At 72.1% G+C, this 25,088-nt stretch carries 19 protein-coding genes; 9 read left to right on the top strand and 10 right to left on the bottom strand.

The features are described from left to right. The first annotated feature begins 119 nt into the window (after positions 1 to 119). Complete coding sequence (locus SSP24_RS31535; RefSeq protein ID WP_141313386.1) at positions 120 to 1,220, top strand: citrate synthase 2; 1,101 nt, start codon at positions 120 to 122, stop codon at positions 1,218 to 1,220. Between the two features lie 262 nt (positions 1,221 to 1,482). Here the strand turns inward: SSP24_RS31535 and iscB are convergent, their stop codons facing one another. Continuing rightward, positions 1,483 to 2,838 carry an RNA-guided endonuclease IscB gene (gene iscB, locus SSP24_RS31530; protein WP_280527090.1) on the bottom strand — a complete coding sequence of 452 codons (1,356 nt, stop codon included), beginning with the start codon at positions 2,836 to 2,838 and terminating at the stop codon, positions 1,483 to 1,485. Between the two features lie 490 nt (positions 2,839 to 3,328). Between iscB and SSP24_RS31525 the strand changes: the two genes are divergently transcribed. Next, the gene (locus SSP24_RS31525; RefSeq protein WP_229864917.1) at positions 3,329 to 4,252 is read left to right on the top strand and encodes a GNAT family N-acetyltransferase; all 924 of its coding nucleotides are present in this window, start codon (positions 3,329 to 3,331) and stop codon (positions 4,250 to 4,252) included. A gap of 158 nt (positions 4,253 to 4,410) precedes the next feature. Then, positions 4,411 to 5,823, top strand: coding sequence for a PAS domain-containing protein (locus SSP24_RS31520; protein WP_141313384.1), 1,413 nt, complete (start codon positions 4,411 to 4,413; stop codon positions 5,821 to 5,823). A gap of 468 nt (positions 5,824 to 6,291) precedes the next feature. Here SSP24_RS31520 and SSP24_RS31515 read toward each other — a convergent pair whose 3' ends face one another. Continuing rightward, on the bottom strand, positions 6,292 to 7,047 hold the full coding sequence (locus tag SSP24_RS31515; protein ID WP_141313383.1) for an SIS domain-containing protein: 756 nt from the start codon (positions 7,045 to 7,047) through the stop codon (positions 6,292 to 6,294). Positions 7,048 to 7,325: 278 nt separating this feature from the next. Here SSP24_RS31515 and SSP24_RS31510 point away from each other — a divergent pair, with 278 nt between their 5' ends. Continuing rightward, positions 7,326 to 8,018 (top strand): iron-dependent transcriptional repressor DtxR, encoded by a 693-nt coding sequence (locus SSP24_RS31510; RefSeq protein WP_020130217.1) that lies wholly within the window; start codon positions 7,326 to 7,328, stop codon positions 8,016 to 8,018. Between the two features lie 512 nt (positions 8,019 to 8,530). Further along, a complete protein-coding gene (locus SSP24_RS31505) occupies positions 8,531 to 9,409 on the top strand; it encodes an alpha/beta fold hydrolase (RefSeq protein ID WP_141313382.1) in 879 nt (292 codons plus the stop codon). Positions 9,410 to 9,439: 30 nt separating this feature from the next. On the opposite strand, the gene SSP24_RS31500 is transcribed toward SSP24_RS31505, so the two are convergent. From SSP24_RS31500 to SSP24_RS31475, 7 genes are all read right to left on the bottom strand, one after another. After that, positions 9,440 to 10,090, bottom strand: a complete 651-nt coding sequence (locus tag SSP24_RS31500) for a hypothetical protein (RefSeq protein WP_141313381.1) — start codon at positions 10,088 to 10,090, stop codon at positions 9,440 to 9,442. Continuing rightward, a complete protein-coding gene (locus tag SSP24_RS43090) occupies positions 10,087 to 10,260 on the bottom strand; it encodes a hypothetical protein (RefSeq protein WP_167529750.1) in 174 nt (57 codons plus the stop codon). The genes SSP24_RS31500 and SSP24_RS43090 overlap by 4 nt, the downstream gene beginning before the upstream one ends. 22 nt (positions 10,261 to 10,282) lie before the next feature. After that, on the bottom strand, positions 10,283 to 14,467 hold the full coding sequence (locus SSP24_RS31495; protein WP_141313380.1) for a CHAT domain-containing protein: 4,185 nt from the start codon (positions 14,465 to 14,467) through the stop codon (positions 10,283 to 10,285). 17 nt (positions 14,468 to 14,484) lie between these two features. Next, positions 14,485 to 15,258 (bottom strand): tetratricopeptide repeat protein, encoded by a 774-nt coding sequence (locus SSP24_RS31490; protein ID WP_141313379.1) that lies wholly within the window; start codon positions 15,256 to 15,258, stop codon positions 14,485 to 14,487. A gap of 86 nt (positions 15,259 to 15,344) precedes the next feature. Next, positions 15,345 to 16,934 carry a transporter gene (locus tag SSP24_RS31485; RefSeq protein WP_141313378.1) on the bottom strand — a complete coding sequence of 530 codons (1,590 nt, stop codon included), beginning with the start codon at positions 16,932 to 16,934 and terminating at the stop codon, positions 15,345 to 15,347. Then, the gene (locus SSP24_RS31480; protein ID WP_141313377.1) at positions 16,931 to 17,722 is read right to left on the bottom strand and encodes an ABC transporter ATP-binding protein; all 792 of its coding nucleotides are present in this window, start codon (positions 17,720 to 17,722) and stop codon (positions 16,931 to 16,933) included. The genes SSP24_RS31485 and SSP24_RS31480 overlap by 4 nt, the downstream gene beginning before the upstream one ends. 38 nt (positions 17,723 to 17,760) lie before the next feature. Then, complete coding sequence (locus SSP24_RS31475) at positions 17,761 to 18,414, bottom strand: bifunctional DNA primase/polymerase (protein WP_141313376.1); 654 nt, start codon at positions 18,412 to 18,414, stop codon at positions 17,761 to 17,763. Between the two features lie 320 nt (positions 18,415 to 18,734). On the opposite strand from SSP24_RS31475, the gene SSP24_RS31470 reads away from it, so the two are divergent. Continuing rightward, positions 18,735 to 20,120, top strand: coding sequence for an NsdA family TPR-like regulatory protein (locus tag SSP24_RS31470; protein ID WP_141313375.1), 1,386 nt, complete (start codon positions 18,735 to 18,737; stop codon positions 20,118 to 20,120). A gap of 200 nt (positions 20,121 to 20,320) precedes the next feature. Further along, positions 20,321 to 22,135, top strand: coding sequence for a hypothetical protein (locus SSP24_RS31465; protein WP_141313374.1), 1,815 nt, complete (start codon positions 20,321 to 20,323; stop codon positions 22,133 to 22,135). Between the two features lie 11 nt (positions 22,136 to 22,146). On the opposite strand, the gene SSP24_RS31460 is transcribed toward SSP24_RS31465, so the two are convergent. Then, on the bottom strand, positions 22,147 to 23,499 hold the full coding sequence (locus SSP24_RS31460; RefSeq protein WP_141313373.1) for an ABC transporter substrate-binding protein: 1,353 nt from the start codon (positions 23,497 to 23,499) through the stop codon (positions 22,147 to 22,149). A gap of 117 nt (positions 23,500 to 23,616) precedes the next feature. Here SSP24_RS31460 and SSP24_RS31455 point away from each other — a divergent pair, with 117 nt between their 5' ends. Together SSP24_RS31455 and purU are read left to right on the top strand one after the other, a co-directional pair. Then, positions 23,617 to 24,135, top strand: coding sequence for an SCO4402 family protein (locus tag SSP24_RS31455; protein WP_141313372.1), 519 nt, complete (start codon positions 23,617 to 23,619; stop codon positions 24,133 to 24,135). A 46-nt stretch (positions 24,136 to 24,181) separates the two neighbouring features. Then, entirely contained in the window at positions 24,182 to 25,069 is an 888-nt protein-coding gene (gene purU, locus SSP24_RS31450; RefSeq protein WP_141313371.1) for a formyltetrahydrofolate deformylase, read from the top strand. Positions 25,070 to 25,088 lie beyond the last annotated feature (19 nt).

The raw sequence follows: 25,088 nt of genomic DNA, 5'->3' as shown, positions 1-25,088 counted from the left end.
CCGCCCGGGACCGCGAGTCCGCAACAGACCGTGGATCCGCCGGGCGATCACCCGTTTCCACCGCGAAACACGGTCGCCACACCCTCGTACCCATCCGTACACATCCGAGGAGCCGCCTGATGTCCGACTTCGTACCCGGACTTGAGGGAGTCGTCGCGTTCGAGACGGAGATCGCCGAACCGGACAAGGAGGGCGGCGCCCTCAGGTACCGGGGCGTCGACATCGAGGACCTGGTCGGTCACGTCTCGTTCGGCAACGTCTGGGGCCTGCTCGTCGACGGCGCCTTCAACCCCGGCCTGCCGCCCGCCGAGCCCTTCCCCATCCCCGTGCACTCCGGCGACATCCGCGTGGACGTCCAGTCGGCCCTCGCCATGCTCGCACCGGTGTGGGGCCTCAAACCCCTCCTCGACATCGACGCCGAGCAAGCCCGCGAGGACCTCGCCCGCGCCGCCGTCATGGCCCTCTCCTACGTCGCCCAGTCCGCCCGCGGCCAGGGCCGCCCCATGGTCCCGCAGCGCGAGATCGACAAGGCCCAGTCCGTCGTCGAACGCTTCATGATCCGCTGGCGCGGCGAGCCCGACCCGAAGCACGTGGCGGCCGTCGACGCCTACTGGACCAGCGCCGCCGAACACGGCATGAACGCCTCCACCTTCACGGCGCGCGTCATCGCATCGACCGGCGCGGACGTAGCGGCAGCGCTCTCCGGCGCCGTAGGAGCCATGAGCGGCCCCCTCCACGGCGGCGCCCCTTCCCGCGTCCTGCACATGATCGAGGAGATCGAACGCACCGGCGACGCCGAGGCCTACGTCAAGAAGACCCTGGACAAGGGCGAACGCCTCATGGGCTTCGGCCACCGCGTCTACCGCGCCGAGGACCCCCGAGCCCGAGTCCTGCGCCGCACGGCCCGCGACCTGGGCGCGCCCCGCTTCGAGGTCGCCGAGGCCCTGGAAAAGGCGGCCCTGGAGGAACTCCACAACCGCCGCCCGGACCGAGTCCTGGCCACGAACGTCGAATTCTGGGCAGCGATCATGCTCGACTTCGCCGAGGTCCCGGCCCACATGTTCACATCGATGTTCACCTGCGCCCGCACGGCAGGCTGGTCGGCCCACATCCTCGAACAGAAGCGCACCGGCCGCCTGGTCCGCCCCTCCGCCCACTACATCGGCCCGGGCCCCCGCGACCCGCGCGCCATCGAGGGCTACGAGGACATCGCCCACTGAGCCCAGGCCCACTGCAAACGCAGACGACCCGCGAGCCTGGTTCCTCCAAGGAGGAGCCGGCCGGACGTTACCGGCGACTCGCGGGTCGGGTGACTGCGTTGGATTGGCCGGCTGCGTGTTTCTCACACGCTGGTCCGGCACCGCACTTCGTGTGGTGGCGGGCCGCTAGCCCGCAGCCACCTCCGACGTCCGGTGTGCATACATGCTCCGAACCACCTCCTCTCATCGGTGACCACACCCTAAGAACCGATTGGCGGCCTCATCAACCGATTTTCCGGGAACTTGACGGCCCTGTTTCCGGCCGCAGGTCGTAGGCGTAACCGTCGCCGCGCTGCAGTAGCCGTAGATTCCAGTGGGAGACATTGAACCGTCCTACCGGCGTCGAGAGACTGTGCTGTCCACGGGCACGAACGGAGATGCGTCCCGTCCATGTGCCTGCCCACCTGCCGGTCGGCACGGTGGCCTGCACCAGGTCCCCGGTGACGTACCCGAAGTGCTGCTTGGTACGGGCTCGCCGCAGGCGCGGGAATCCGTAGCGATCCGGGGTCGTGCGAGCGTACGAGCCGCGTCCGGTGGCCTTGGCGACGAGGACCTGGCTGGGGAATCGCACGATCGCATCCCCGCCCTGGTGGTCCAGATGGCCCACGGACAGAGCGTCCAAGGTGTGGGTCTTGGCCAGCCCCATGGCGCTTCGGTTTCCCTTGGTCAGCCCGCCCGGCCAGCTGTGGACGGGTTTGCCGAGGGTGTCCAGCGCGTCGATGAGCTGCCAGCGGGTCGCGTTCATGGCGGCGGCGTCGTGGAGAGGCTTCCTGACCTGCTGGAGGATCCTGGCCAGCCGGTCGGGCCGGTGGGCGAGGAAGATCTCGACCGGGGTGTTGCCCTTGGCTTGGTTGCAGGGGACGCAGGCGAGGACGAGGTTGGTGATGCGGTTGGTGCCTCCCCGGCTGCGGGGGTGGAGATGGTCGATGTTCAACGGAACACCCGTGGCGTCGCAGTAGACGCAGGCGTTGTCCCACTTGGCCTGTAGGTAGGCGCGGGCTGTGGTTCCGGCGAGGGCTCCCTGGGCGTACTCGGCCCCTCTGAGTTGTCTGCCTGCGCTGAGGGAGTGCGTGTCGAAGGCAACGGCTTCCAGGTGGATCTCGGTGACGGGCGCGTAGCGGCACAGGCGGTTGGCCAGGGAGAGGGTGGTGTCCACGCGGTGGCACAGGGAGGGCGGCAGCCATCCTGCGGGGTGTGCCCGTTTGTTCGCGCGGGGTGCGCGGTAGCGGCAGTTGGCCGAACGGCGTCTGTGGCGGTAGCCGGCGCGTTGTCGCATGCAGTGTCGGATCTGGTCGGCGCGGTGCTGGAGCTCGACGGCGACGAGTCCGCGTCGGACGGTAACGATGGCGCCGTTGTCGCTGGTTTCTTTCTTCTCGTCGGTGAGGACGAGGCCGGTGCCTTTGGAGCCGGGGTCGATGCGTAACTGCACGCCGTCCACCTCCGACTCGGCGAGTGTGCGGTCCTTCAGCCGGATGGTGAAGGGCACGTGCCGGGCGACCACGGCTCGACTCTTCCGAAGTAGCTCACGGGCGCGGGCGGGATGGCAGGGCATGAGGGGGTGCCCCTCCTTCGACAACACGAAAACCCTGCTCGCGCCGATGCCGCCTTGGTACGGCGGGCTGTTGTGCGGGGGAGTGTCACCGCTCCCGTTCTCTGCCGCCTGCGCCACCGTGGCGGCGCTCTTGGCGTGACGCTGGCGGGCTCGGGTGCCCTGCCCGCCGGTCTCCCCTCGCCCATGTTCCCTGCCGGTGCCCCGCGCGGCGGCGGGGTGTCCGTGAGCCGTTTCGTCCCTGCTCCCAGGGTTGTCTGCTCCCACGGATTCCAGAGCAGGCTGCTGAGGAAGCACAGCCTGGTGGGTCTGCTCGCCTGCAGGAAACGTAGTCATCGGTGGCACCTCCCTGATCTTTCGGATCGCGATGACTGGGGCTGGTCACTCGGCGACCTTGCGGTCGGGGAGCGAGTGACCTCCTTTCTCGTGTGGCGATCACGCTATTGACCAGCGCGCACGAGGGGTGCCAGAAGCGCACGGAATCGCCTGTTCGTGCGGATCCCTCGAATTCCCCGAACGTATGGCCGACCTTGCTGCTATCGCGGCTTGCGTCGCGCTGTGCGGTGAGCCCGCCGTTACCTCATGGGGACGGTCTAGCGTTGCGGGCATGACAAAGCGGCGGGCAGTTCTCAGTGGGTCGGTGTTCGAGGAGCGGATCGGGTATGCGCGGGCCGTTGTCGATGGGGACTGGGTGCATGTGTCGGGGACGACCGGGTTCGATTACGCGAGCATGACCATCTCGGACGATGTTGTGGAGCAGGCCGAGCAGTGTCTGCGGAACATAGGCGCGGCGTTGTCCGAGGCGGGGTGCACGTTTGCCGACGTTGTGCGGGTGCGGTATCTGCTGCCCGAGCGGGAGGACTTCGAGTCGTGCTGGCCGGTGTTGCGGCGGGTGTTCGGGGAGGTGCGGCCGGCCGCGACGATGATGGTGTGTGGGCTGGCGGACGCTCGGATGAAGATCGAGATCGAGGTGTATGCGCGGCGCGGGCCTGTGGAGGGGGTGCGGATCGAGGTTGTCGACGGTGAGCGGATGCTGGAGCAGTGGCGGCATGTGCACAACGTCGTGGTGCCGCCCGGGGCGCTTTCGCTGGAGGAGGTGCGGGAGCGGAGTGGGCGGTATCGGCTGGAGAACGCGTACGTCGGTGAGGTGCTGGTGGGGTGTTCGACGGTGCGGCCGGCTGAGCGGGACGGGGGTGCGGTGACCGTGATCGCGCGGGTGCTGCCCGAGTGGCGGGGGCGGGGGATCGGGCGCGTGCTGTATGAGAACGGGCTTGCGTACGCGCGCGTGCTGGGGGCCGGGGTGGTGGAGACGTGTGTGTTGGCGGTCAATGGGGACGGGTTGTGGTTCGCCGAGTCGCGTGGGTTCGTCGAGGTTGACCGGTATGTGCTGCCCGGGGAGCGGGACGAGTGGGTTGACCTGCGGCTTTCGGTGATCGAGAGTTAGTGGGCGGTTGTCGTGCGGTTGTCGTGCTGTCTCCCGCGTACAACGATTCCTGCAATATTGCGGGAACCACGTGTGGGCTGCGTCACGTTCGAGTTGAATGATTGCAAGTGAGCGAACCGACGCGCCGTTCGTGCTGACGCAGCCTGCAGGGGGTCCAGGTGAGTGCTTCCCGGCGTAGTGGGACCACGGACGAACTCGGACCGGACGAGCCCGGGCCCGACGGCCCGGAGGGTTCGGGTGGTTCCGATCTGCTTGCCGCCCTGCTGGACGGCATGGATGCGGCGTTGTGCGCTTTCGACGCCGACGGGGTGCTGACGCACTGGAACCGCGAGGCCGAGCGGATCCTCGGCTGGACGGCGGAGGAGGCGGTGGGGCGGCACGGCTTCGCCGGGTGGGCGGTGCGCAGTGCCGACGCCGAGGAGGTCGAGGGGCGGCTGATGTCCGCCATGCATGCGCCGGGCCGCCAGGTGCATGAGTTCGCGCTGCTGACGAAGGACGGCGGGCGGGTGCTCGTACGGACGCAGTCGGCGGCCGTGCGGGGGCCGGACGGCAAGCCCGCGGGGGTGTACTGCGCCTTCAGTGAGGTGCACGCGCAGATCGATCTGGAGCGGTCCATCGCGCTGAGCGAGGCGTTGTTCGAGGATGCGAGCTGGGGTGTCGTCCTCGTCGATGCCGATCTGCGGCCCGCGGTGGTGAACGCGCACGCGGCGCGGGCGCTGGGCACGGGGCGTACGTCGCTGCTGGGGCGGCCGCTGGGGGAGTTGCTGGCGCAGGGTGTGGAGGAGCTGGAGAGCGCGCTCACGCATGTGCTGGCGGAGGGTGCGCCGCCCGCGCCGGCGGAGATCTGGGTGAGTGTGCGGACGCCGGAGGGTGAGAAGCGGCGTTGCTGGCGCAGCGGTTTTCTGCGGCTGGCCTCGCCGCTGGCGGAGGAACCGGTTCCGCTCGGGGTGGGCTGGCTGTTCCAGGACGTGACCGAGGCCAAGCAGGGTGAGCAGGAGGCGGCGCTGCTGCGGTTCCGCGGCAATCAGTTGCACCGGGCCGCCCGCGCGGCCGCGGAGTGCGAGGACCCGGCGGAGGCGGCGACCGTCCACCTCGACTTCGCGCTGGCCGGTTTCGCCGACCACGCGCTGATCGACCGGGTGGCGGGCGGCGCGCTGTCCGACGCCGAGTCCGTGGGGCCGGTCCGGCTGGTGCGGGTGGCCGGTACGCCGTCGGGTGCGCCGGGACCGAGCCTGCTCGCGGGGCAGGCCGGGTTGCCGACGCGGTATGGCGAGGGGCATCCGGCGTTGCAGTGCGTGGAGCGGATCGGCACTGTCCGGGCGAGCGTCGGCAGTGTCTCGCCGGAGCAGGCGCGCGCGTGGGCACTGGCCCGGCAGTGGCCGCCCGACGCGGTACACGCGCTGTGCGCGGTACTGCGCAGCCGGGGGCGGACGCTCGGTGTCGTGACGTTTCTGCGGGGGAGCGGGCGCAGCGCTTTCGAACGGTCGGACACGGTGTACGCCGAGGATGTGGCGGTCCGCATCGCGGCGGCGCTGGACCTGGCGGGGCTACTGGGGGAGCGGCCGGACTGACGCCCGCCTCGGGCGGATTGACGCCGCCTCGGCCGGGCTGACGCCCGCTTCGGGTGGATTGGCGCCTGCCTCGGCCGGATTGGCGCCTGCCTCGGCCCGACCGCGCCCGCGCCCGCCATGCAGATCCGTCCCTGCGGGGCAGCCCCCCGGCCTGTGCGCGAGACGGGCCCGCGTCCCGGCCGGACGGCGCCCGCGCTTACTGGACAGATTCGCCCCCGCGGGACACCCTCCCGCCCTCGCCGGACAGATCCGCCCTCCCCGCGGCACGAACCCCGCCCCGCCGACCAGCCCCGCGCCCCCGGCTCGACTCCCGCCGCCCCTGCCGCTGCCGGACGGCGGCCGCGCCCGCCGGGCAGATCCGCGTCCTCGGGGAGGGCAGACCCCCGCCGCCGGACGGCGCCCGCGCCCGCCGGATAGGTCCGCGTCCCCGAGGGACAGACCCCCGCCCCCGCCGGACAGCCCCCGGCCTCAGTGCCGGTAGAAGATCCGGTCCCCGTACTGCTCCAGCACCCGCCGGTTCCAGTCGTGCCCGCCGTCCACGTTGCCCGAGCGCAGCAGCGGGGGCTCGATGCCGCGGTCGGCCAGGTTGACGGCTGCTGTGGCCATGACCGCCTGGAGGAGGGCCGCGGTCACGACCGTGGAGGCGGGGGCGAAGGGGGCGGGGACGGCGTCGTGGGTGAGTTCTGCGTCGCCGACCGCGATCTTCGAGTCGAGGACGATGTCGCAGTGGTCCTTCAGGTACGTACCGGAGGCATGGCGTGACGTCGTTTCCGTGGCGTATGCCACCGAGGTCACGCCGATCACCCGCACGCCGAGGGTGCGGGCGCTGATCGCCATCTCCACGGGGAGGGCGTTGCGGCCGGAGAGGGAGATGATCACCAGGGTGTCGCCCGCGCGCAGCGGCGAGGAGTCGAGGACGGCGGCGGCGAGGCCGTCGACGCGTTCCAGGGCGGAGCCCAGCGTCGCGGGCATCACGTCGACGCCGACGACCCCGGGCACGGCGAGCAGGTTCATCAGGGCGAGCCCACCGGCGCGGTAGACGACGTCCTGCGCGGCGAGCGAGGAGTGCCCGGCGCCGAAGGCGAACAGCCGGCCCCCGGCGGCGACGGTGTCGGCGAGGAGCGCACCGGCGGCCGCGATGGCCTCCGCCTCCTCCTCACGGACGCGCTGCAGCAGACCGATCGCGGCATCGAGATACTGGTCGGCCGGCGTGCTGTCGCCCATCTGAGCTCCTTCGCTCCGCTTGACGCACCTGTGTCGCGGATCACCGTGCGGTCTGGACCAGTGGAATGTCAACAGGGTCAACAGGGCGTACGGGCGGTGTCCGTGCCGCGCGTCCCGCAGTTGCGCAGCCGTCGCCCCGCAGTCACGTATCAGCATGCAGCCCCCCGGTTTCGGCGGCGCGGCACGGTTGTCGGTGGTATCCGGCAGAATTGAAGCCAGGGCCAGCGCACGCGCCGGAGAGCGGTCGAGCCTCCGGCAGAGCTAATCAAGGGGCACGTATGTCCGGACTGATCGACACCACGGAGATGTATCTCCGCACCATCCTCGAGCTGGAAGAGGAAGGTGTGGTCCCCATGCGTGCCCGCATCGCCGAGCGGCTCGACCAGAGCGGGCCGACGGTGAGCCAGACGGTGGCGCGGATGGAGCGCGACGGCCTGGTGTCCGTGGCCAGCGACCGGCACCTGGAGCTCACCGACGAGGGCCGCCGTCTGGCGACCCGCGTGATGCGCAAGCACCGCCTCGCCGAGTGTCTGCTCGTCGACGTGATCGGCCTGGAGTGGGAGCAGGTGCACGCCGAGGCCTGCCGCTGGGAGCACGTGATGAGCGAGGCCGTGGAGCGCCGGGTCCTGGAGCTGCTGCGCCACCCCACCGAGTCGCCGTACGGCAACCCGATCCCGGGCCTGGAGGAGCTGGGCGAGAAGGACGGCGCCGACCCGTTCCTGGACGAGGGCATGGTCTCGCTGGCCGACCTCGACCCGGGCCTGGAGGGCAAGACGGTCGTCGTGCGCCGGATCGGTGAGCCGATCCAGACGGACGCGCAGTTGATGTACACGCTGCGCCGGGCGGGTGTGCAGCCCGGTTCGGTGGTGAGCGTGACGGAGTCGGCCGGCGGGGTCCTGGTGGGCAGTGGCGGCGAGGCGGCCGAGCTGGAGTCGGACGTCGCCTCCCACGTGTTCGTCGCCAAGCGCTGAGCGTTCACCTCGCGGGGTTCGTCGATCGCGTCGAATCCTGGACTCGGTGTGCCGAATCGCAGCGCCCGGACGTCTGACGTGCCAGGCTGTCGTGAGCATCGGGCCTGAGGGGGCGGGGTGGGGATGTGCCGGAGTCGAATGGAGAGCCCCGGCGCCGTGCGGCGCCGGGGCCTGTCCTCCCCTGTTCTGACCCGGAGCCCCGAGCTCTCAGGGTCATCCCCCTCGGACCGTTTTCCCCGAGCGGTCCGCCTCCCGCTGAAGATCTCCCCTGGGGGGCCGGGATCATTCCTGGAGCGGCGTCACTCAAACGAGGGGTGTTGCCGCCAGAAAGCCCATTCTCGAATACCCATTCGATAGTCTGCGGGGGCGGAACCAGCCCCGAGGGATGCGCGGTACGACGAGTAGGACAAGCGGAGCGAGCAGGTAGAGCGGATCAAGCAGGACCGTAGGCGAGAGCACGGCTAGCACAGGTACGAGCGGGTCCGAGCGGAGCTTGGGGGGTGCCGGCACGAATGGCGCGACGCATCGACGTGACCGGGGCGGGCGGCGTACGACTCGCGGCCTGGGAGTTCGGCGACCCACCCAAGACCGACCCCGACCCCGCCCAAACCGACCCCGACCCGTCACCCGGCGTGCTGTTACTCCACGGCCTGATGGGCCGTGCCTCCCACTGGGCCTCCACCGCCCGCTGGCTCTCCGAACGCCACCGCGCCGTGGCGCTCGACCAGCGCGGCCACGGCCAGAGCGAGAAGCCCCCGCAGGCCGCGTACACCCGTGAGGCGTACGTCGACGACGCCGAGGCCGCCCTCGAACAGCTCGGCCTCGCCCCCGCCGTGCTGATCGGCCACGCCATGGGCGCGCTGACCGCCTGGCAGCTCGCCGCCAAACGCCCCGACCTGGTCTGCGGCCTGGTCATCTGCGACATGCGGGCCTCCGCCCTCGGCGCCGCCTCGCAGCGCGAGTGGGCCGACTGGTTCACGTCCTGGCCCGTCCCCTTCGCCACCCTGGCCGACGTACGCAAGTGGTTCGGCGAGGACGACCCCTGGGTGGAGCGGCCGAATCCGGCCCGTGGCGCGTTCTACGCCGAGGTGATGCACGAGTCGCCCGACGGCTGGCGGCCCGTCTTCGACGTCGAGCAGATGCTGAAGTCCCGCGAGACCTGGGTGTACGACGCCCACTGGGACGAGCTGGCCCAGGTCCGGTGCCCCGCCCTGGTCGTCCGCGGCCTCGACGGCGAACTCGGGCGGGCCGAGGCGCAGGAGATGGTGCGCGTGCTGCCCCGCGGTGAGTACGCGGAGGTCGCCGACGCCGGTCATCTCGTCCACTACGACCAGCCGGAGGCGTGGCGCGCGGCGATCGAGCCGTTTCTGGAGGCGGCGTTCGGCGAGTGAGAGGGCCAATAACGGTACCCGCGCAGCCGTTCAGCTCCCCGTGACCGTCAGGAACCCCACCGCCCCGGTCGTCACCAGCAGCACCGCGAGCAGGCACCAGCGCCGAGCCCTGTGCAGGGCCGCGCGGATCTGCCAGACGTGGGTCATGGCGAGCAGCCAGCGCACATACGGGTCGGTGCGGGTGACGTTGGCGCGGGCGCGGGCGAGGTGATGGCGGAGCAGTTCGCGTCGCCGCGGGTCGGGCTCGGCGGCGATCGCCCGCTGGATGTTCGCGGCGACGGCGCGGTGCCGCAGCAGGTCGTCCACGCCGGTCGCGGCGGAGCCGAAGAAGTCGGCGGGCGCGGCGTCGATCAGCTCGCGCAGGCCGCGTACGGCCGGGTCGGCGAGCGTGGCCGTCGTGGTCACCGGCGGCTCCAGCACCCGGCTGACCTGCCAGATGGCGAGGCTGACCCCGGCCAGCGCCAGCAGCAGGGCGGCACCGGCGACCAGCGCGTCCCCGAGCCCGTGCACCTTGCCTACGGCGACCAGCGGACCGACGCCGATCAACGCCGCACCGACCGCCCCGAACGCGGCGATCATCCACCGCGCCGCCGCCCGCAGTTCGGGCACGGCGTCGAGGGGTGAGGGCAGCGCGTCGAACGGGGTCGCCGGGCCACTGTCGGGAGGCGGCGGCACGCTCACGACGTACCGTCGTCTCTGCTCGGGACGTCGTCCCCCCTGCTCACGGCGTTCGGAGGCGCGCCGTCGTCGTCCGGTACGTCCGGATATGTCACCCACCCGGTCCCGTCGAAGTACTCCAGCGAGCCGTCCGGCCCGAGCCGTACGTCGTTCAGTCGCGGTTCCTCCACCACGAACCCTCCCTCCACGCTTCTCTCAACCCACCCTTCCCTCAATCCCGTTGAGGCACCGCAGTACGGCCCCCACCACCGCCCGTTGCGTCGGCTCCCGCAACCGCCCCGCTAGCCCCGGATCGCGGCTCCCGGCGAGGATCTCCTCCAGCACCGGGGCCAGCGCTCGCAGGGCGGGGTCGGTGCGGAAGCCGTCGAGGTTGGCGCGGTTGGCGTCGGCGGTTCCCTGGTGACCGGCGGCTGTGGCGACGAAGTTGCCCAGGGCGAGGCCGAGATGCATCGCGGGCCACAGCTCGGCCGCCACCTCGTCCTCGCCGCGCAGCGCCCCGAGAGCACGGTGAGCCACGGCGGCGTCCAGTGGTCCCAGTCCGGCCGCCACACCCGGGTCGCGCTCCCCTTCGAGAATGCGCCGCAGTACGTCCGTCAGGTCCGCGAACTGCGGCGCCATGCCCCCGTACCGCGTCAGATGCTGACGCAGCTTCACCCGCGCCGCCGTGTTGCCCCGCTCGGCGGAGACGAGGGCCGCGATCGCCGGTTCCCACACCATGCCCCACACCGCCCCGGCCACCGCCCCCGCGTCCGCCTCCCCGCGTGCCTTGCGCACCAGCTCCGCCAGCACCTCCCGCACCCGCTCGCCGCCGGGCACCAGCCGATCGAGCAGCCGCCCCAGATCCACCCCGGGAACCTGCCCCACGCGCGCGTACAGCGCGTCCGGATCACCGGGCAGCCGAGCATCCGCCCCGAACTCCCGCAGATCGCCCGCCACCGCGCCCAGAGCGTGGGCGGTCCGGCCGCCGCCGGTGAGGACGCCCAGCAGCGTCCCGGCCAGGTGGTGGGCGACCGCGCCGGAGCCGTCCCGCGCATGGGAGTGCAGGTAGGTGCCGAAGTTGGCGTGGCTGATGGCGATGGTCGCGGGGACGCCCGCGCGATAGGCGTACCGCAGACTGTCCCGCCCCCGGGCGAGCGCCACCTCCCCGCGCCCGCGCGCGTCCGCCACGTTGGCGAGCGCCCCGAACACCTCGCCCAGGTGCAGATCGTCGGCGGCGGCCTCGAAGACCTCCCGGCACTCCTCCAACAGTGCCAGCGTCTCCTCGACGCGGCCGAGCCGCAGCAGGGGCATGTACGCCGGGAAGCGGGCCTGCGCGAGTTCCGCGGGCGGCGCGCCACGGCCCGCCATGGACGCGCGCAGCTCCGCGTTGTACTCCAGCGCCCGCGGCCATTCCTCGGCGTCCACCGCGGCCCGCTGGGCGGCGTCGCACAGCTCCTCCCAGACCTCCCACCACAGCACGCCCTCCGCGCCGACCGGCTCCCGGGGCACCTCGCGCATCCGCCGCAGCAGTACGTCCGCCTCGACCACCACCCGGCCGGACTCGCCCCGTTCGACCAGCACATGCAGCCGGTGCACCTCGCCCAGCAGCCGCGTCCACACCCCGAGCCCGGACTCGCGCGCGTGCGCGATCTCGGCGTCGGCGAACGCGAGCGCGTCGTCCAGCCGCCCGGTGCGCAGACACAGCCCCGCCAGCGAACCGGCCGCCAGGGCGGCCGCCGTGTGGTCCCCGTCTTCCAGCGCCTCGGCCAGGGCCGTCCGCGCCTGCCGTTCGGCCGCCGCCGGGTCGGTCGCCCACAGCACCTCGGCCAGCGCGCCGCGCGGCGGTGGGGCGCCGGTCCCGGACGCGGCGAGGGCGGCGAGCTGCCGCAGCACGGGCAGCACCCGGGCCCGGGTCGCCCGGCTGCCGTCCCGGCGCAGCACGGCCTGCAACAGCGCCTCGGCGCCCTGCCACATCCGCAGCCGGATCAGATACGGCGCCGCCGACAGCCCCGCGCGCGCGAGCACCGGCCCGGCGAGATGGGCGCCCTCCGCGTCCGTGCCCTCCCGCGTCCACGCCATCTCGAAGACCCGCACCCAGTACCCGGACATCCGCGTGTCCACCAGCTGCCGGAACGTCTCTCCGGCCCGCGCCCGCCCCTCGGCGGCGACGGCGGCCTGGATGTCGTACGACTCCTGCGGCCCGTGCGGCAGCCGTGCGGACCGTCGGGTGAGCAGCCCGCAGCTCACCAGGGTGTCGAGGAGCGGGTCGAGGGGCTGGTCGGGGTGGCCGAGGCCCGCGCGCAGGTCGGGCCAGTTGTGGTCGAGGACCGGGCGGGTGCGGTCGGGCTCCTCCAGGCAGCACAGGACGTGGAACAGGTCGCGCGGGGCGGGGGCCAGGGCGTCCGCGATGCCGTCCGCCCAGACACGCAGCATGCGCGCGTAGTCACCGTCTCGCGTGGTGGCCGTCCGGTCGGCCGTGAAGAAACCCTCGGGCACCCCGCCGGCCTCCGCCCAGGCCCGCCCGGCGGACCCCAGCAGCGCGGCGAGGCGAGCCGGGTCGGCGGCCTGGGCGTCGGCGAGTTCGAGCAGCTTGGGGTGGCCCTGGGTGACGTCCAGCAGGCCGGTGAGATGGCGGCGGGCGGCGCCGGGGGTCATGCCGGGTGCGCGGCCGTCGGCGAGGCGGGCGAGGTGGGGGAGCTCCCGGACGAGGAGCAGGGCCTCGTCCGGGTTCAGCAGGTCGACCGGTTCCGTGGGCACCCGGGGGCCCGGGCCGGGTGGGCGCACACGGCCGGTCAGGATCAGCCGTCCGGGCCCGTCGTGCCCGGACAGGGCGGCGAGCAGGGCTTCCCACCGTTCGTCGCGCCACGTGCCGTCCGGGGAGAGGAGCCCGTCGAGATGGTCCACGACGAGCAGCAGCCGACTGCGTCGCAGACGCCGGGTGAGGGCGGCCGTGAACTCCGCGAACCGCTCGTCCGCCACGTCCAGCCCCAACGCCACCGCGAACTCCGCGAGCACCGCCCGCCCATCCGTCTCCGCCCGTTCCGGCGCCTTGAACCAGACGACCTCGTCGAACGCATGCGCATGCGTAGCCACCAACTCCCGCGCACAGGCCGTCTTGCCGACGCCGGGCATGCCTTGCAGCAGTACGCCGCACAGGCCGCTGCCCGGGGCGAGGGCGGCGCCCGCTCGCGCCATGAGGGCCACCCGGCCCACGAAGTGATCGGGGAGGGGCGGGAGTTCGGGGAGGTCGAGGTCGAGGTGCGGCGCGCGCCGAGGCGGTGCCTCCAGCCGCAGCCCGGCCGCCCGTGCCCCGAACAACGCCGGTGTCGCCACCTCCAACGCCGACTCCCCCTCCTCCAGCACCCCACAGAGCGCCTCCGGCAACACCCGGCCCTCGATGATCAGCCGCCGGTACAGCCCCTCCGCCAGCGCGATCGCGAACCGGTCCGCCACGGGGTACCGCATCGCCAGCACCGCACACCCGAGCCGCTCGACCAACTCCCCGGCCAGCGCGGCCACCCCGTCCGAGCGAGCCCCCTCGTCCCCCTCGTCCACCGGAACCCCGGCCGTAGCCACCCCCAGCGCCCGCCGCTGCTCCCGTACCGTCAACGCCCCCGACCAGCACGCCGACACCGTCACCAGCGACACCCCGCGCGCCGCGCCCAGCAGCGCCCCCAGCTCCTCGGCCCGGATCCGGTCCATCCCACCGGTGCCGGTCTCCAGCAGCAGCTCACCGGGCGCCCCGTGCCCGGACACATGGATGACGTCCCACCCCTCGGCCAGCACCTCCCGCAGCCGCTCCCGGGTCACCCCGTACTGCAGCGTCCGCACCTCGACGTCCCGCTCGGCATCGGCGAACAGCCGGGTCAGCGCCAGCCGCTCCCGGCGCAGGTTCAGCGCCCGGCTCCCCTCCGGCTGGCTGAACAGCGCCAGCACCCGCACCGGCCGCCTTCCGGCCGCCGGTTCAGGTGGGTCGTAGGAGTCCCCGACCTGCATCACCAGGGACACGTTCCGCAGAGCGAGGGGCCGACCGTCGACGTGAGCGAGTTCCAGCGGTACGTACAGCAGGCGCCGTGCCTCGGGCACGTCCGGCGGGACCACGACCCGTACGACCACCGGGGCGGCCGCAAGCAGGACATCTGCGACGGGGCCGAGGATCTCCGCGCCGATCCACGCGCCCACCTCCCGCACGATCTCCCGCTCCCGCTCCACCCGCTGGTCGGGCGCGGCATGCCGCCGCACATGACCGGGGATGTCGAGGAAGGCCTCGTACGGCGCGCAGTCGGGGTCGAGGCGCACCTCGTGCCGGGCCAGTACCCGCCCGCCGTCCGATTCGGTCAGTTCCCAGCGCCACCGGTCGAGGCCCGCGAAGTCCCGTACCTCAAGGCGCAGTTCCGCCACCTCAGGCCCCTCGCGGCTCAGATGCCGAGCGTCCTGCGCAAGGAGCGGATCCGCTCCACCGCCCCCTGGACGGAGCCGTACGCGGGATGGGTGCGGGGCAGCTCACGCAGGGCCCGCTCGTACATCGCCTGCGCCTCGGCGGCGTGCCGGACCTGCCCGCTCTGTACGAGCCCGAGCAGCGCCCCGCCGAGGTTGACCAGCCGCACCGGGTGCATCGGATCGTGGGCCGGGGTGTGGTCGAGGGCGGCGCGGGCGTGGCGTACGGCCTCCTCCAGCGTCGCCGGGTCGGGGAACCGCTGCGCCCGGCGCAGCAGCGCGTTGGCGAGGTTGGACTCCTGCCCGGCGTGTTCGGCGTGGTCGGGCGGGAGGAGGTCGAGGCAGCCGCGGTAGAGGGCGACGGCCTCGTCGATGTCCTGCTGCCGCCCGCCCCGGTCGAAGGCCTCCTGCAGTGAGGTGGCCAGCGAGGACATGTGCCGGCCCAGCTCGGGGTCGCCGGGCGGCGAGGCGTCGACGGCCTGACGCCCGTACGCCACCGACCTCTCCAGCAGCCGTGCGTCCCGCTCCCGCTCCCAGCGCAGCCGGTACAGCATGCACAGCGCGGAGAGACTGGAGGCGTGGTGCGGATCGTCGGCCGGATAGCGGTCCTTGGCCTGTTCCGCCGCCTGGATCGCCCGGCGCAACAGGCCCGGATCGCCCGTCTGACCGTAGGCCAGCCGCAGCTCGTCGGCGGTGCCCAGCGGATCGTCGTCGCCGGGCCGTACTTGCCTGGACTTGCCGAACCATCTGGCCACTCGCGCCCCCAACGCCGACTGCCGTCTCCGGATCGTAAGCCCAAAGGTCAGGAGAACAACAGGAGTTGGCAGCGCCCCCGGCCCGCTCAGCCTTTGCTGACCGCCGTCAGGATCTCCGGCAGCCGCTGAGCCGTGCGCGGCGCCGCCAGCCGCAGCCCCAGGTAGGTGAGCGCCGCCCCGTACGCCGTCCCCACCGGCAGCAGCAGCCAGCTCCACGCGTCGCCGTCGGCGCTGGTGTTGATGAGGATGGTCAGGATGATGACCGGCGCGCACAGCAGAGCCGCGGCCACCATGCCGCCGAAGATCGCGATCCAGGCGAGCCCCACCTGGCCGGGGGCGACGTTCTTGTAGCCCTCCTGCGGGATGGAGTACGGGAAGCGCGCCGACGTCCACGCCCCGGTCGCCAGCATCGCGCCGAGCAGCGCGAACGACAGCCCCAGCACCTCCGGCAGCCTGGGCCAGTCGCCGAGCATCGCCGTGGTCAGGACGGTGACGAGCGTGGCGTACGGCAGGGTGATCACCAGCAGGGCCAGCGCACGCGCGCGGAGTTCGACGTACGCGTCCCGGGTGGAGGAGATGGTCATGGCGACCATCCAGAACGCGGACGTGTCCTGCCCGAACTGGTTGTACATCTGGATGCCGAGCATGCCTGCGGCGAAGCACGCGAAGTAGATCGACCCGGTGCCCTGCAACGCGTTGAACACGGGCACGATCAGCCCGATGGCCAGCGAGGTCACCCAGGCCGCCTTGGTCTTCGGGTCGCGCCACACATACCGCAGGCTGCGCTCCATCGCCGTCCCGGTCCGCCCGCCCGGCAGCAGTCGCGCCATACCGGTGGACGAGCGGCCGCGTACGGCCGTTTCGGCCATGGCCTGGAGCGTCGATCCGTCCGGCGAGGTCATCAGCCGGTTCAGATGCCGCGCCCACACCGCGAGCAGCGCCGCCAGGGCCAGCGCGGTGAGCGCGAGTTGGGCGGCGGCGATGCCGTACGAGCCCTCGCTCGCCGCGTCCACCGCGCCCAGCGCCGAGGCGGGCGGCACCCAGCGCAGCACGTCGGCCGCCGGTTCGAGCTGGCCAAGACCGGCCGAACCGAGCCGCTGCGCCCCGAAGTTGACCAGCTGCGCGCCGACGGCGATGACGAGCCCGCTCAGCACCGCCAGATCGCGTCCCTTGCGGCTGGTCAGCAGCCGGAGGTTGGCGGCGGCGACGGCCCGCGCGAGGGCCACGCACACCAGCAGGGCCAGGGCGACGGCGACGACTCCGACGACGTACGCCGCTGCCCCGTGCGCCACCGCGAGCACCGAACCGATCAGCATGCACACCGTGAACAGCGGCCCGATGCCCACCAGCGAGGCCGCAAGCAGCGCCCGCACCAGCGGCTGGGGCCGCAACGGCAGCATCACCAGCCGGGTCGGATCGAGCGTCTCGTCGCCGCCGGGAAAGAACAGCGGCATCACCGCCCAGCCCAGCGCCAGCACGGCCACCAGCAGCACGATCACGGCGTCGGCATGCGCGTTGCCGCGCAGCAGAATCAGGCCGAGCAGTTGCAGCGCGGCGAACAGCAGGGTGAACACCGCGGACGCGATGTAGGCGGCGCGCCGCCCGGTGGACTGCCGCAGGCCGCCCCGCAGCAGCGACAGTTTCAGCTGTACGAGGGTGGTGGTCGTGCTCGTCATCGGACGCCGCCGCCCAGCCAGTCCAGGTCGGAGGCGGCGTCGCGGTCGTGCGCGCCGACGAGTTCGAGGAAGGCCTGCTGAAGGGTGGGGGCGTCGCCGCGGACCTCGGCAAGCGGGCCGTGGGCGCGGATCCGGCCGGCGGCCATCACGGCCACCCAGTCGCACAGGGACTCGACCAGCTCCATCACATGGGAGGAGAAGACGACGGTGGCTCCAGAGGCGGTGTACCGCTCCAGTACGCGCCGGATCGTCTGCGCGGACACCGGGTCGACGCCCTCGAAGGGTTCGTCGAGGAACAGCACTTCGGGGTTGTGCAGCAGCGCGGCGGCGAGCCCGATCTTCTTGCGCATGCCGGTCGAGTAGTCGACGACCAGCTTGTGCTGCGCACCGGCCAGATCGAGGACGTCCAGCAGCTGGGTGGCCCGCTTGTCGACCTCGGCGCCGGGCAGGCCGCGCAGCCGGCCCGTGTACGCCAGCAGCTCCCGCCCCGACAGCCGCTCGAACAGCCTGAGCCCCTCCGGGAGCACCCCTATCCGGGCCTTGACCTCGACCGGGTCCCGCCACACGTCGTGCCCGACCACCTCGACGGTCCCCTGATCGGGCCGCAGCAGCCCGGTCACCATCGACAGCGTGGTGGTCTTACCGGCCCCGTTGGGTCCGACCAGCCCGATGAACCGGCCGGCGGGCAGCTCCAGATCGATCCCGGCGACGGCGACCTGTTCCCCGAACCGCTTCCAGAGCCCCTGTATGCGTACGGCGGCTGTGCCCACCCGTGCTCCCTCGTTCATGTGAGAACCCTACGGGGAGCCGTGTCATGAGGGGCTGGTCAGCGGTCGCGTCCGCAGGCGTACGCGAGGGGGGAGATCAGCTCCTCGGCGTCCGGCAGCCAGCGGTTCGCGGGGGTGGGGCGGCAGGCCCACTGGACGCGGCCGCGGGAGCCGTAACGGGTGGGGGGCGCGGCGACGTAACCGCCCTCCCCCAGCACGACCAGGTCGAGCGAGCCGAGCGACCAGCCCAGCTTGCGCACCAGGTCGGGAACCTTCACCGACGCGCCCGGCAGCACGAAGAACTGCATCCGCCGGTCCGGGGTCAGCGTCACCGGCCCCAGCGTCAGCTCCATCCGCTCCATCCGGGCCAGCGCCAGAAACCCGGCGGTCTCCGGCACGGAGATCGCGTCGAACGTACGCCCGGTCGGCAGCAGGATCGACGCGTTCGGCTGCTTCTGCCACATCCGCCGCGCGACCGTCGCGCTGCCGGTCGCCTGCGTCGCCCAGTCCGGGCGGGCCGGATGCGCCCCCGGCGCACCGCACGCGGCGTCGCCGCAGGAGCAGCGCTGCACCCCGTCGACGGCTTCCAGCCAGGTGCCGGGGAACACGTCCCAGTGGCGTTCCTCGGCATAGCGAACGGCGGTGTCCAGCAGCGATTCCCCACGCTGCTTCGGAATCTGTGCGGCTTCGGTGGCCGGGATCGTCTCTTCCACGCTCCACTCAACTCCCAGCCCAACCTGGGGTTACGGCCGGACCGCGCGCGGGGGAGGAGCATCGATTCGGCATGTGGGGCGCATGGGTGCATGTGTGGGGGCGCGCAGGAGGATCGGCGGCGGTAGCTGGGTAGCCAGGTGTGGGGTGGCAACCGCCTTTACCCCGGCAATCCTCGCAAGCCTCGCATTTTCGGTATGTCCGCGGGGCATTGATCTTCAGGGCCGGAATTCCTCGCTCCCGCAGGGGCCGGGGGTCCCGGTCGTGGAAGACACAACAACTCGGTGTGTGGGCAGGCACCGCAGCCTCAGGGGGTACGCCAATGGCCGCAAGGCCTCTCGTCGCGCGGCAGCCGAACGAACGGCTGCAGGCGCTCATCCAGGAAGCGGGTTGCTCGAACGCCGGGCTGGCCCGCCGGGTCAACATGTGCGGCGCCGAGCACGGTCTCGACCTGCGCTACGACAAGACGTCCGTGGCCCGCTGGCTGCGCGGACAGCAGCCGCGCGGACGCGCGCCGGCGATCATCGCCGAGGCGCTCGGCCGCAAGCTCGGCCGTACGGTCACGATCGACGAGATCGGCATGGCCAACGGCAAGAACCTCGCCTCGGGTGTCGGCCTCCAGTTCTCGCCGACGGTACTGGGAGCCATCGAGCAGGTCTGCGAGCTGTGGCGCAGTGACGTGGGGCGCCGGGACTTCCTGTCCGGTTCGTCCGTCGCGGCCTCCGCGCTGGTCGAGCCGAGCCGCGACTGGCTGATCTCCGCACCCGACGCGCAGGTGGCGCGCTCGGCGGGCCCACGCGTGGGCCAGTCCGACGTGGCGGCCGTGGGGGCGATGACCCAGGCGCTGGTCGACCTGGACCACCAGTACGGCAGCGGGCACGTGCGCCCGGTCGTCGTGCACTACCTCAACAGCGTCGTCTCGGGACTGCTGGCCGGGTCGTACCGGGAGGCCGTCGGGCGGGAACTGTTCGCGTCCGTGGCCCGGTTGACCGAACTCGCCGGGTACATGGCGGTCGACACCGGGCAGCCGGGCCTCGCCCAGCGCTACTACATCCAGGCGCTGCGGCTCGCACAGGCCGCCGGGGACCGAGGCTACGGCGGGTATGTGCTCGCCGCGTCCATGAGCCACCTGGCCGCACAGCTCGGAAACCCCCGGGAGATCGCCCAGTTGGCGCGGGCGGCACAGGAGGGGGCGCGCGGACGTGTGACCCCGCGCGCGGAGGCGATGTTCCACGCGGCCGAGGCACGCGGGCACGCCCTGATGGGCGACGCACTCGCCGCCCAGGCGGCCTCCGGGCGGGCGGTGACCGCCATGGAGCACGCGGACGACTCCTCCGGCGACGACCCGGCGTGGATCGCGCACTTCGACGAGGCCTACCTCGCCGACGAACTGGCCCACTGCCACCGCGACCTCGGCCAGCCCGAGGCGGCGGCGCGCTGCGCGCAGGAGTCCCTCGATGGCCACCCCGAGTCCCGCGCGCGCAGGCGGGCGATCGGCTATGTGCTGCTCGCCACGGCACAGGTGCAGCAGCGCGAGATCGAACAGGCCTGTCACACGGGACTGAAGGCGGTGGAGCTCCTGGGGACCCTCCGCTCCAACCGGGGCGCCGAGTATCTGGATGACCTCCAGCAGCGGCTGGAGCCGTTCCAGGAAGAGTCCGTGGTAAGGGAGTTCGGAGCGCGACTGGACCTCCAGGCGGCCGCGTGAAATATGCCCCGCGGGTGCGTGAACGTGCGGGAAACGAGGGCCCCGGGAGCAGGAGGTGACATAAACAGCGTGCCGCGGGCCGGTTTTGTTACGGCGGTCACAGGGCAGAAGGTCAGGTCCTGTGCTGCGTGGCAACGGGCTCGGGGGACCCGGTAGCGTGAGCCGACGATTCCGATGGTCCCCCATTCGTAGGAGTCCCGGTGACGCAGAGTGGACAGGGCGAGGAGCCCTCGGCGCGGCCCGCGCGCGAAGGCATCGTGCTGCCCTCCGACGGTGGCGAGCCGCTGCTGCCGGGCATGACGGGCGGACCCGCCGACCGGCCCGTCGGCCCGCAGCACGGCGCCCCTGCCGGCGGCCCCGCCCCGGCCTCGGCGCCGCCCGGCGGCCAGGCCTGGGGCCAGCCGTGGGGCCCCGGCCAGCACCAGGCCCCGGCCCCGCCGCCGGGCCAGGACTGGCAGACACCGCCCGCCGAGCCGTGGGGCGCACAGCAGCAGGCTCACTGGAGTGGGCAGGACCAGCCGGGGCCGCTCCCACCCGAGGGGGCGCCGGGGCAGGCGTACGGCGGGGGTGCGCAGGCGTCGTACGACGGTGGCGCACAGGCGTCCTACGGGGCGTACGGGACGCCGGGTCAGGGCGCGCCCGCGCCCCTGCCCGCGCCGGGGACCTCGGCGCCGCTGCTGCCTGCCGGGCATGGGGCGCCGGGTGGGTCGCTGCCGCCTGCCGGGTATGGGGCGCCCGGGATGCCGCTGCCGTCGGCCGACGACGGGGCGACCCAGTACATACCGCCGGTCGCGGGCGCGTCCGGCGACGAGGGGGCCACGCAGTACATTCCGCCGGTCGGGGGCGCTCCGTACCACGCCCCGGACGGCGCGACCCAGTACATCCCGCCCGTCGCCGGTGGGCCCAGCGACGAGGGTGCTACTCAGTACCTGCCGCCCGTGTCCGCCTCCGCCTCCGGTGACGACGGGGCCACTCAGTACATCCCGCCGGTCGGGCCCGGAGCCCTGCCGCCCGAGATGCCGTCCGGGGGGTCCGCTCACCGGCCCGCCGAGACGACGACCTACCTCGGGCGGGCCCAGGAGGGCGGCGCTGCGGCCGGACCGCTGCCCGCCGCCCCGGGGGGCGATGCCGAGGCCACGCAGTACATCCCGCCCGTGCCCGGGCAGGGGGCGTACGGGGACCGGCAGCCGCCCGCCGAGTTCGACAACCTCTTCCGCAGCGGGCCCGGCGCCGACGGCGGCCAGGCCGGGGCCACCCAGTACATGCCCCGTTACCAGGGGCCGCAGGACGCCGGACATGCCGTCGCGCAGCGGTCGTACGAAGGGCCCGGCCCGGCTCAGGGTCGGCGGGCCTCCCGGGACGGCGAGGGCCGTACCCGCTCGAAGGTGCCGCTCATCGCGGCCTGCGGGATCGCCATCGCCGTCGTCGGCATAGGCGCCGGTGCGCTGCTCGCCGACGGGGGCGGCGGTGGGCAGAACGACGACCCCAAGACCGTCTCCGCCGCGTCACCCGTGCCCTCCGGGTCGGACACGTCCGCCTCGCCGTCCGCCGATCCGGCCGAGCAGCAGGCCATCGCCCTGGACAAGCTCCTCGCCGACAGCGGCGCCAGCCGGGCCACGGTGATCAACGCCGTCAATGACGTGAAGACCTGCGACAACCTCGCCCAGGCCGCCAAGGATCTGCGCGGTGCGGCTCAGCAGCGCAACAACCTGGTCACCCAGCTGTCCGGGCTCACCGTCGACAAGCTGCCCGACCACGCCGCGCTGACCGCCGCGCTCAACAAGGCCTGGAAGGCCTCCGCGGCCGCCGACAACCACTACGCCGCCTGGGCCGACCAGGTCGCCGGGCAGAAGGGCAAACTCTGCAAGAAGGGGCAGGCCCGCTCCACCGGCCAGACCGCCGCCGGCAACCGGGAGAGCGGCGTCGCCACCACGCAGAAGGCCGAGGCCGCCAAGCTGTGGAACGCGATCGCCCGGAAGTACGGCCTGACCGAGCGCCAGCCGACCCAGCTGTGAGGCGCGGCCGCTCAGCCCTGGCTTTCGGCGCCCTGAAGGGTCTTCGTCACATCGAGGGCGCCCTGGCGTGCCGCCACCAGCTGGCCGTCCTTCACCACCTGGACGGTCACGTCGGTGTTGACCAGCCGCGGGAAGCCGACGGAGGCGAGCACGTCCTGGAACTGCCAGCGCAGGGTCGGGGTGAGCCCGCCGGTGGTGACCTTGAAACCGTCGTCCAGGGTGCGTCGTACCGTGTCGGAGGACACCTCGCCGTCGCCGAGCGACTTCACGACGGCCTCCAGGACGGTGTACGCGATCCAGGTGGTCTGCACGCCCGCGTCGGCGGGGTCGATACGGGTGTCGGTGAAGGCCTGTTCGCGGATGACCTTCTTCATCGGGTCCCAGCGCTTGTCGGCCTCCACCGGGTACCAGCCGGTGATGTACGCGCCCTCGTACGGGCTCGACGCGCCGCCGGTGAAGTCGATGACCGTCTGGTCGACGCTGCCGAGCACGGTGCCCAGGCGCACCTCGGGGTAGTCCTCGCGGGCGCGTCGGAAGGAGTCCATGAAGGTGTTGGTGCGGTCGCCGAGCGCCGGCACCACGCAGCCCGTCTCCGTCGGGTCCGTGGTGGCCTGGGTCAGGGCCCGCTCGGACTGCGCGGAGAACTCGGTGGCGTCCTCCGCCGCGCGCACATCGGCCACATCCCGGTGACCGCCCGTCTCAAGGCCCGAATTGAGCAGGTTGGGAAGTTCGTCACCGGCGATGGTGTCCGGCCGGACCAGCGCGACCGGGCCGCAGTCGCTCGCGAGCTGCCTGCCGAGGCCGGCCAGCAGCGCGGGCTGGCCGCCGTTGACGGGGTAGGACAGCGGGCTGGTGAACTCGGCGTTCGTGATGCCGTAGCCACCTATGTACGGGATGCCCGCGCCCTCCAGGATCGGGAAGAACGAGTCGGCGAACTGGCTGTAGGAGCCGACGACCGCGACGACATTCTCCTTGACCGCGCGGCGGGCGCACTTCGCGGCGTTCACGCTGTCGTTGCGGTCGTTGCAGATGATGACCTTGAGCTTGCGGCCGTTGATGCCGCCGTCCGCGTTGACCTGGCGGGCGTAGGCGACGGCCAGGGCCGGCATGCCGGGCTTGTTCGTGGCGTTGGTGTCCTGCGGCGCCCAGGTCATGACGGTGATCGGGTCGTCCCCGGCGCCCCCCGAGAAGCCGGGGACGGCCCCGCATCCGACGGCGAGCGACGCGCACGCCACCAGGGCGGCCGCTGTGCGCAGGGCCCTGACTCGCCTGGTTCTGGCGGGCCTGGTGCTGGTGGGCCTGGCGCTGGCGGGCCTGGTGAGGGTGGGGAGGAATGTGCTGCGGATGCGTCGCCTGCCGGTCATGTATCCGCACGATTCCGCCACATCGCTAACCCGTGAGTGATCCTCGGTCAACAAGGGGTGACGTCCAGGTGAATTGCGGGGTCCGGTGAACGGCGCGTGGCGAGGAACGTACGATCGATGACCGTGCAAGGTGTGCAAGGTGTACAAGGTTCGGCGAACTCTTCCCGTCGCGGGCATCGCTCATCCACGATGGGTGGCATGCCACTGAACGACATGCCGTGGTGGCGCTGGCGCAGCAATGTGCGCTCCGCGCTGCACATGCTCTCCGATCCGGTGTTCCAGCGGGACGTCTGGCTGGCGGGCGTCGAGGGATACGGGGACGTCACCGACGCCGTGTACCGGTTGGTCGAGGACACCTGGCTGGATCACTGGTCCGCCGAGAAGTACGTCGGGACGATATTCCGGGACTCGCAGGAGGCGGCGCTGGTGGATACCGCCGTGCTGCGGGTGCTGCGGATCATGCACCAGGTGGGGCCGGATGCGCCGGTGTCGTCGTACGTCGAGCATCCGGCGTGGCCGGAGGCGGTGCGGGCGGCTCGGGACGCGCATGTGCGGATGGCTGTGAGCGATGGGGAGGATCCGGATGCGGTGCCTCGGACGCTTGAGGTGCTGCGGATCATGACGCGGTCGGCCTGAGGTTGCTTTTTCTGGGTGCGGAGGTCCGTGTGGGACCCTGTGCTGCATGAACGAGCAGTCCACCAGCCGAGCCGCGGCCGTGCCGGCCGATCAGTACGTCCTCACTCTGTCGTGCCCGGACAAGAAGGGCATTGTGCACGCCGTGTCGAGCTATCTGTTCATGACCGGCTGCAACATCGAGGACAGTCAGCAGTTCGGTGACCATGACACGGGACTGTTCTTCATGCGGGTGCACTTCTCGGCGGATGCGCCGGTGACGGTGGAGAAGCTGCGGGCCAGCTTTGCGGCGATCGGTGACTCGTTCCAGATGGAGTGGCAGATCAACCGGGCCGACGAGAAGATGCGCATTCTGCTGATGGTCAGCAAGTTCGGGCACTGTCTGAACGATCTGCTGTTCCGGGCGCGGATCGGGGCGCTGCCGGTGGATATCGCCGGTGTGGTGTCGAACCACACGGACTTTGCTGAGCTGGTGGGTTCTTATGGGATTCCGTTCCACCACATTCCTGTGACGAAGGACACGAAGCCGGAGGCTGAGGCGCGGCTGCTGGAGATCGTGCGGGAGGAGGGGGTGGAGCTGGTGGTGCTGGCTCGGTACATGCAGGTGCTGTCGGACGATCTGTGCAAGCAGCTCAGCGGGCGGATCATCAATATCCACCACTCGTTCCTGCCGAGCTTCAAGGGGGCGAAGCCGTATCACCAGGCGCATGCGCGGGGTGTGAAGCTGATCGGGGCTACGGCGCACTACGTCACGGCGGATCTGGATGAGGGGCCGATCATCGAGCAGGAGGTCGAGCGGGTGGGGCACGGTGTCACGCCGGATCAGCTGGTCGGGATCGGGCGGGACGTGGAGTGCCAGGCGTTGGCTCGGGCCGTGAAGTGGCACGCTGAGCGGCGGATTCTGCTGAACGGGCGGCGGACTGTCGTGTTCGCGTAGGTGGTGGGTAGGGGTCTTA

This window comes from Streptomyces spinoverrucosus, from assembly GCF_006539505.1.
Classification (GTDB): Bacteria; Actinomycetota; Actinomycetes; order Streptomycetales; family Streptomycetaceae; genus Streptomyces; species Streptomyces spinoverrucosus.
Note: the sequence above shows the minus strand (reverse complement) of the source record. Positions and strands in the feature narration are given on the sequence as shown.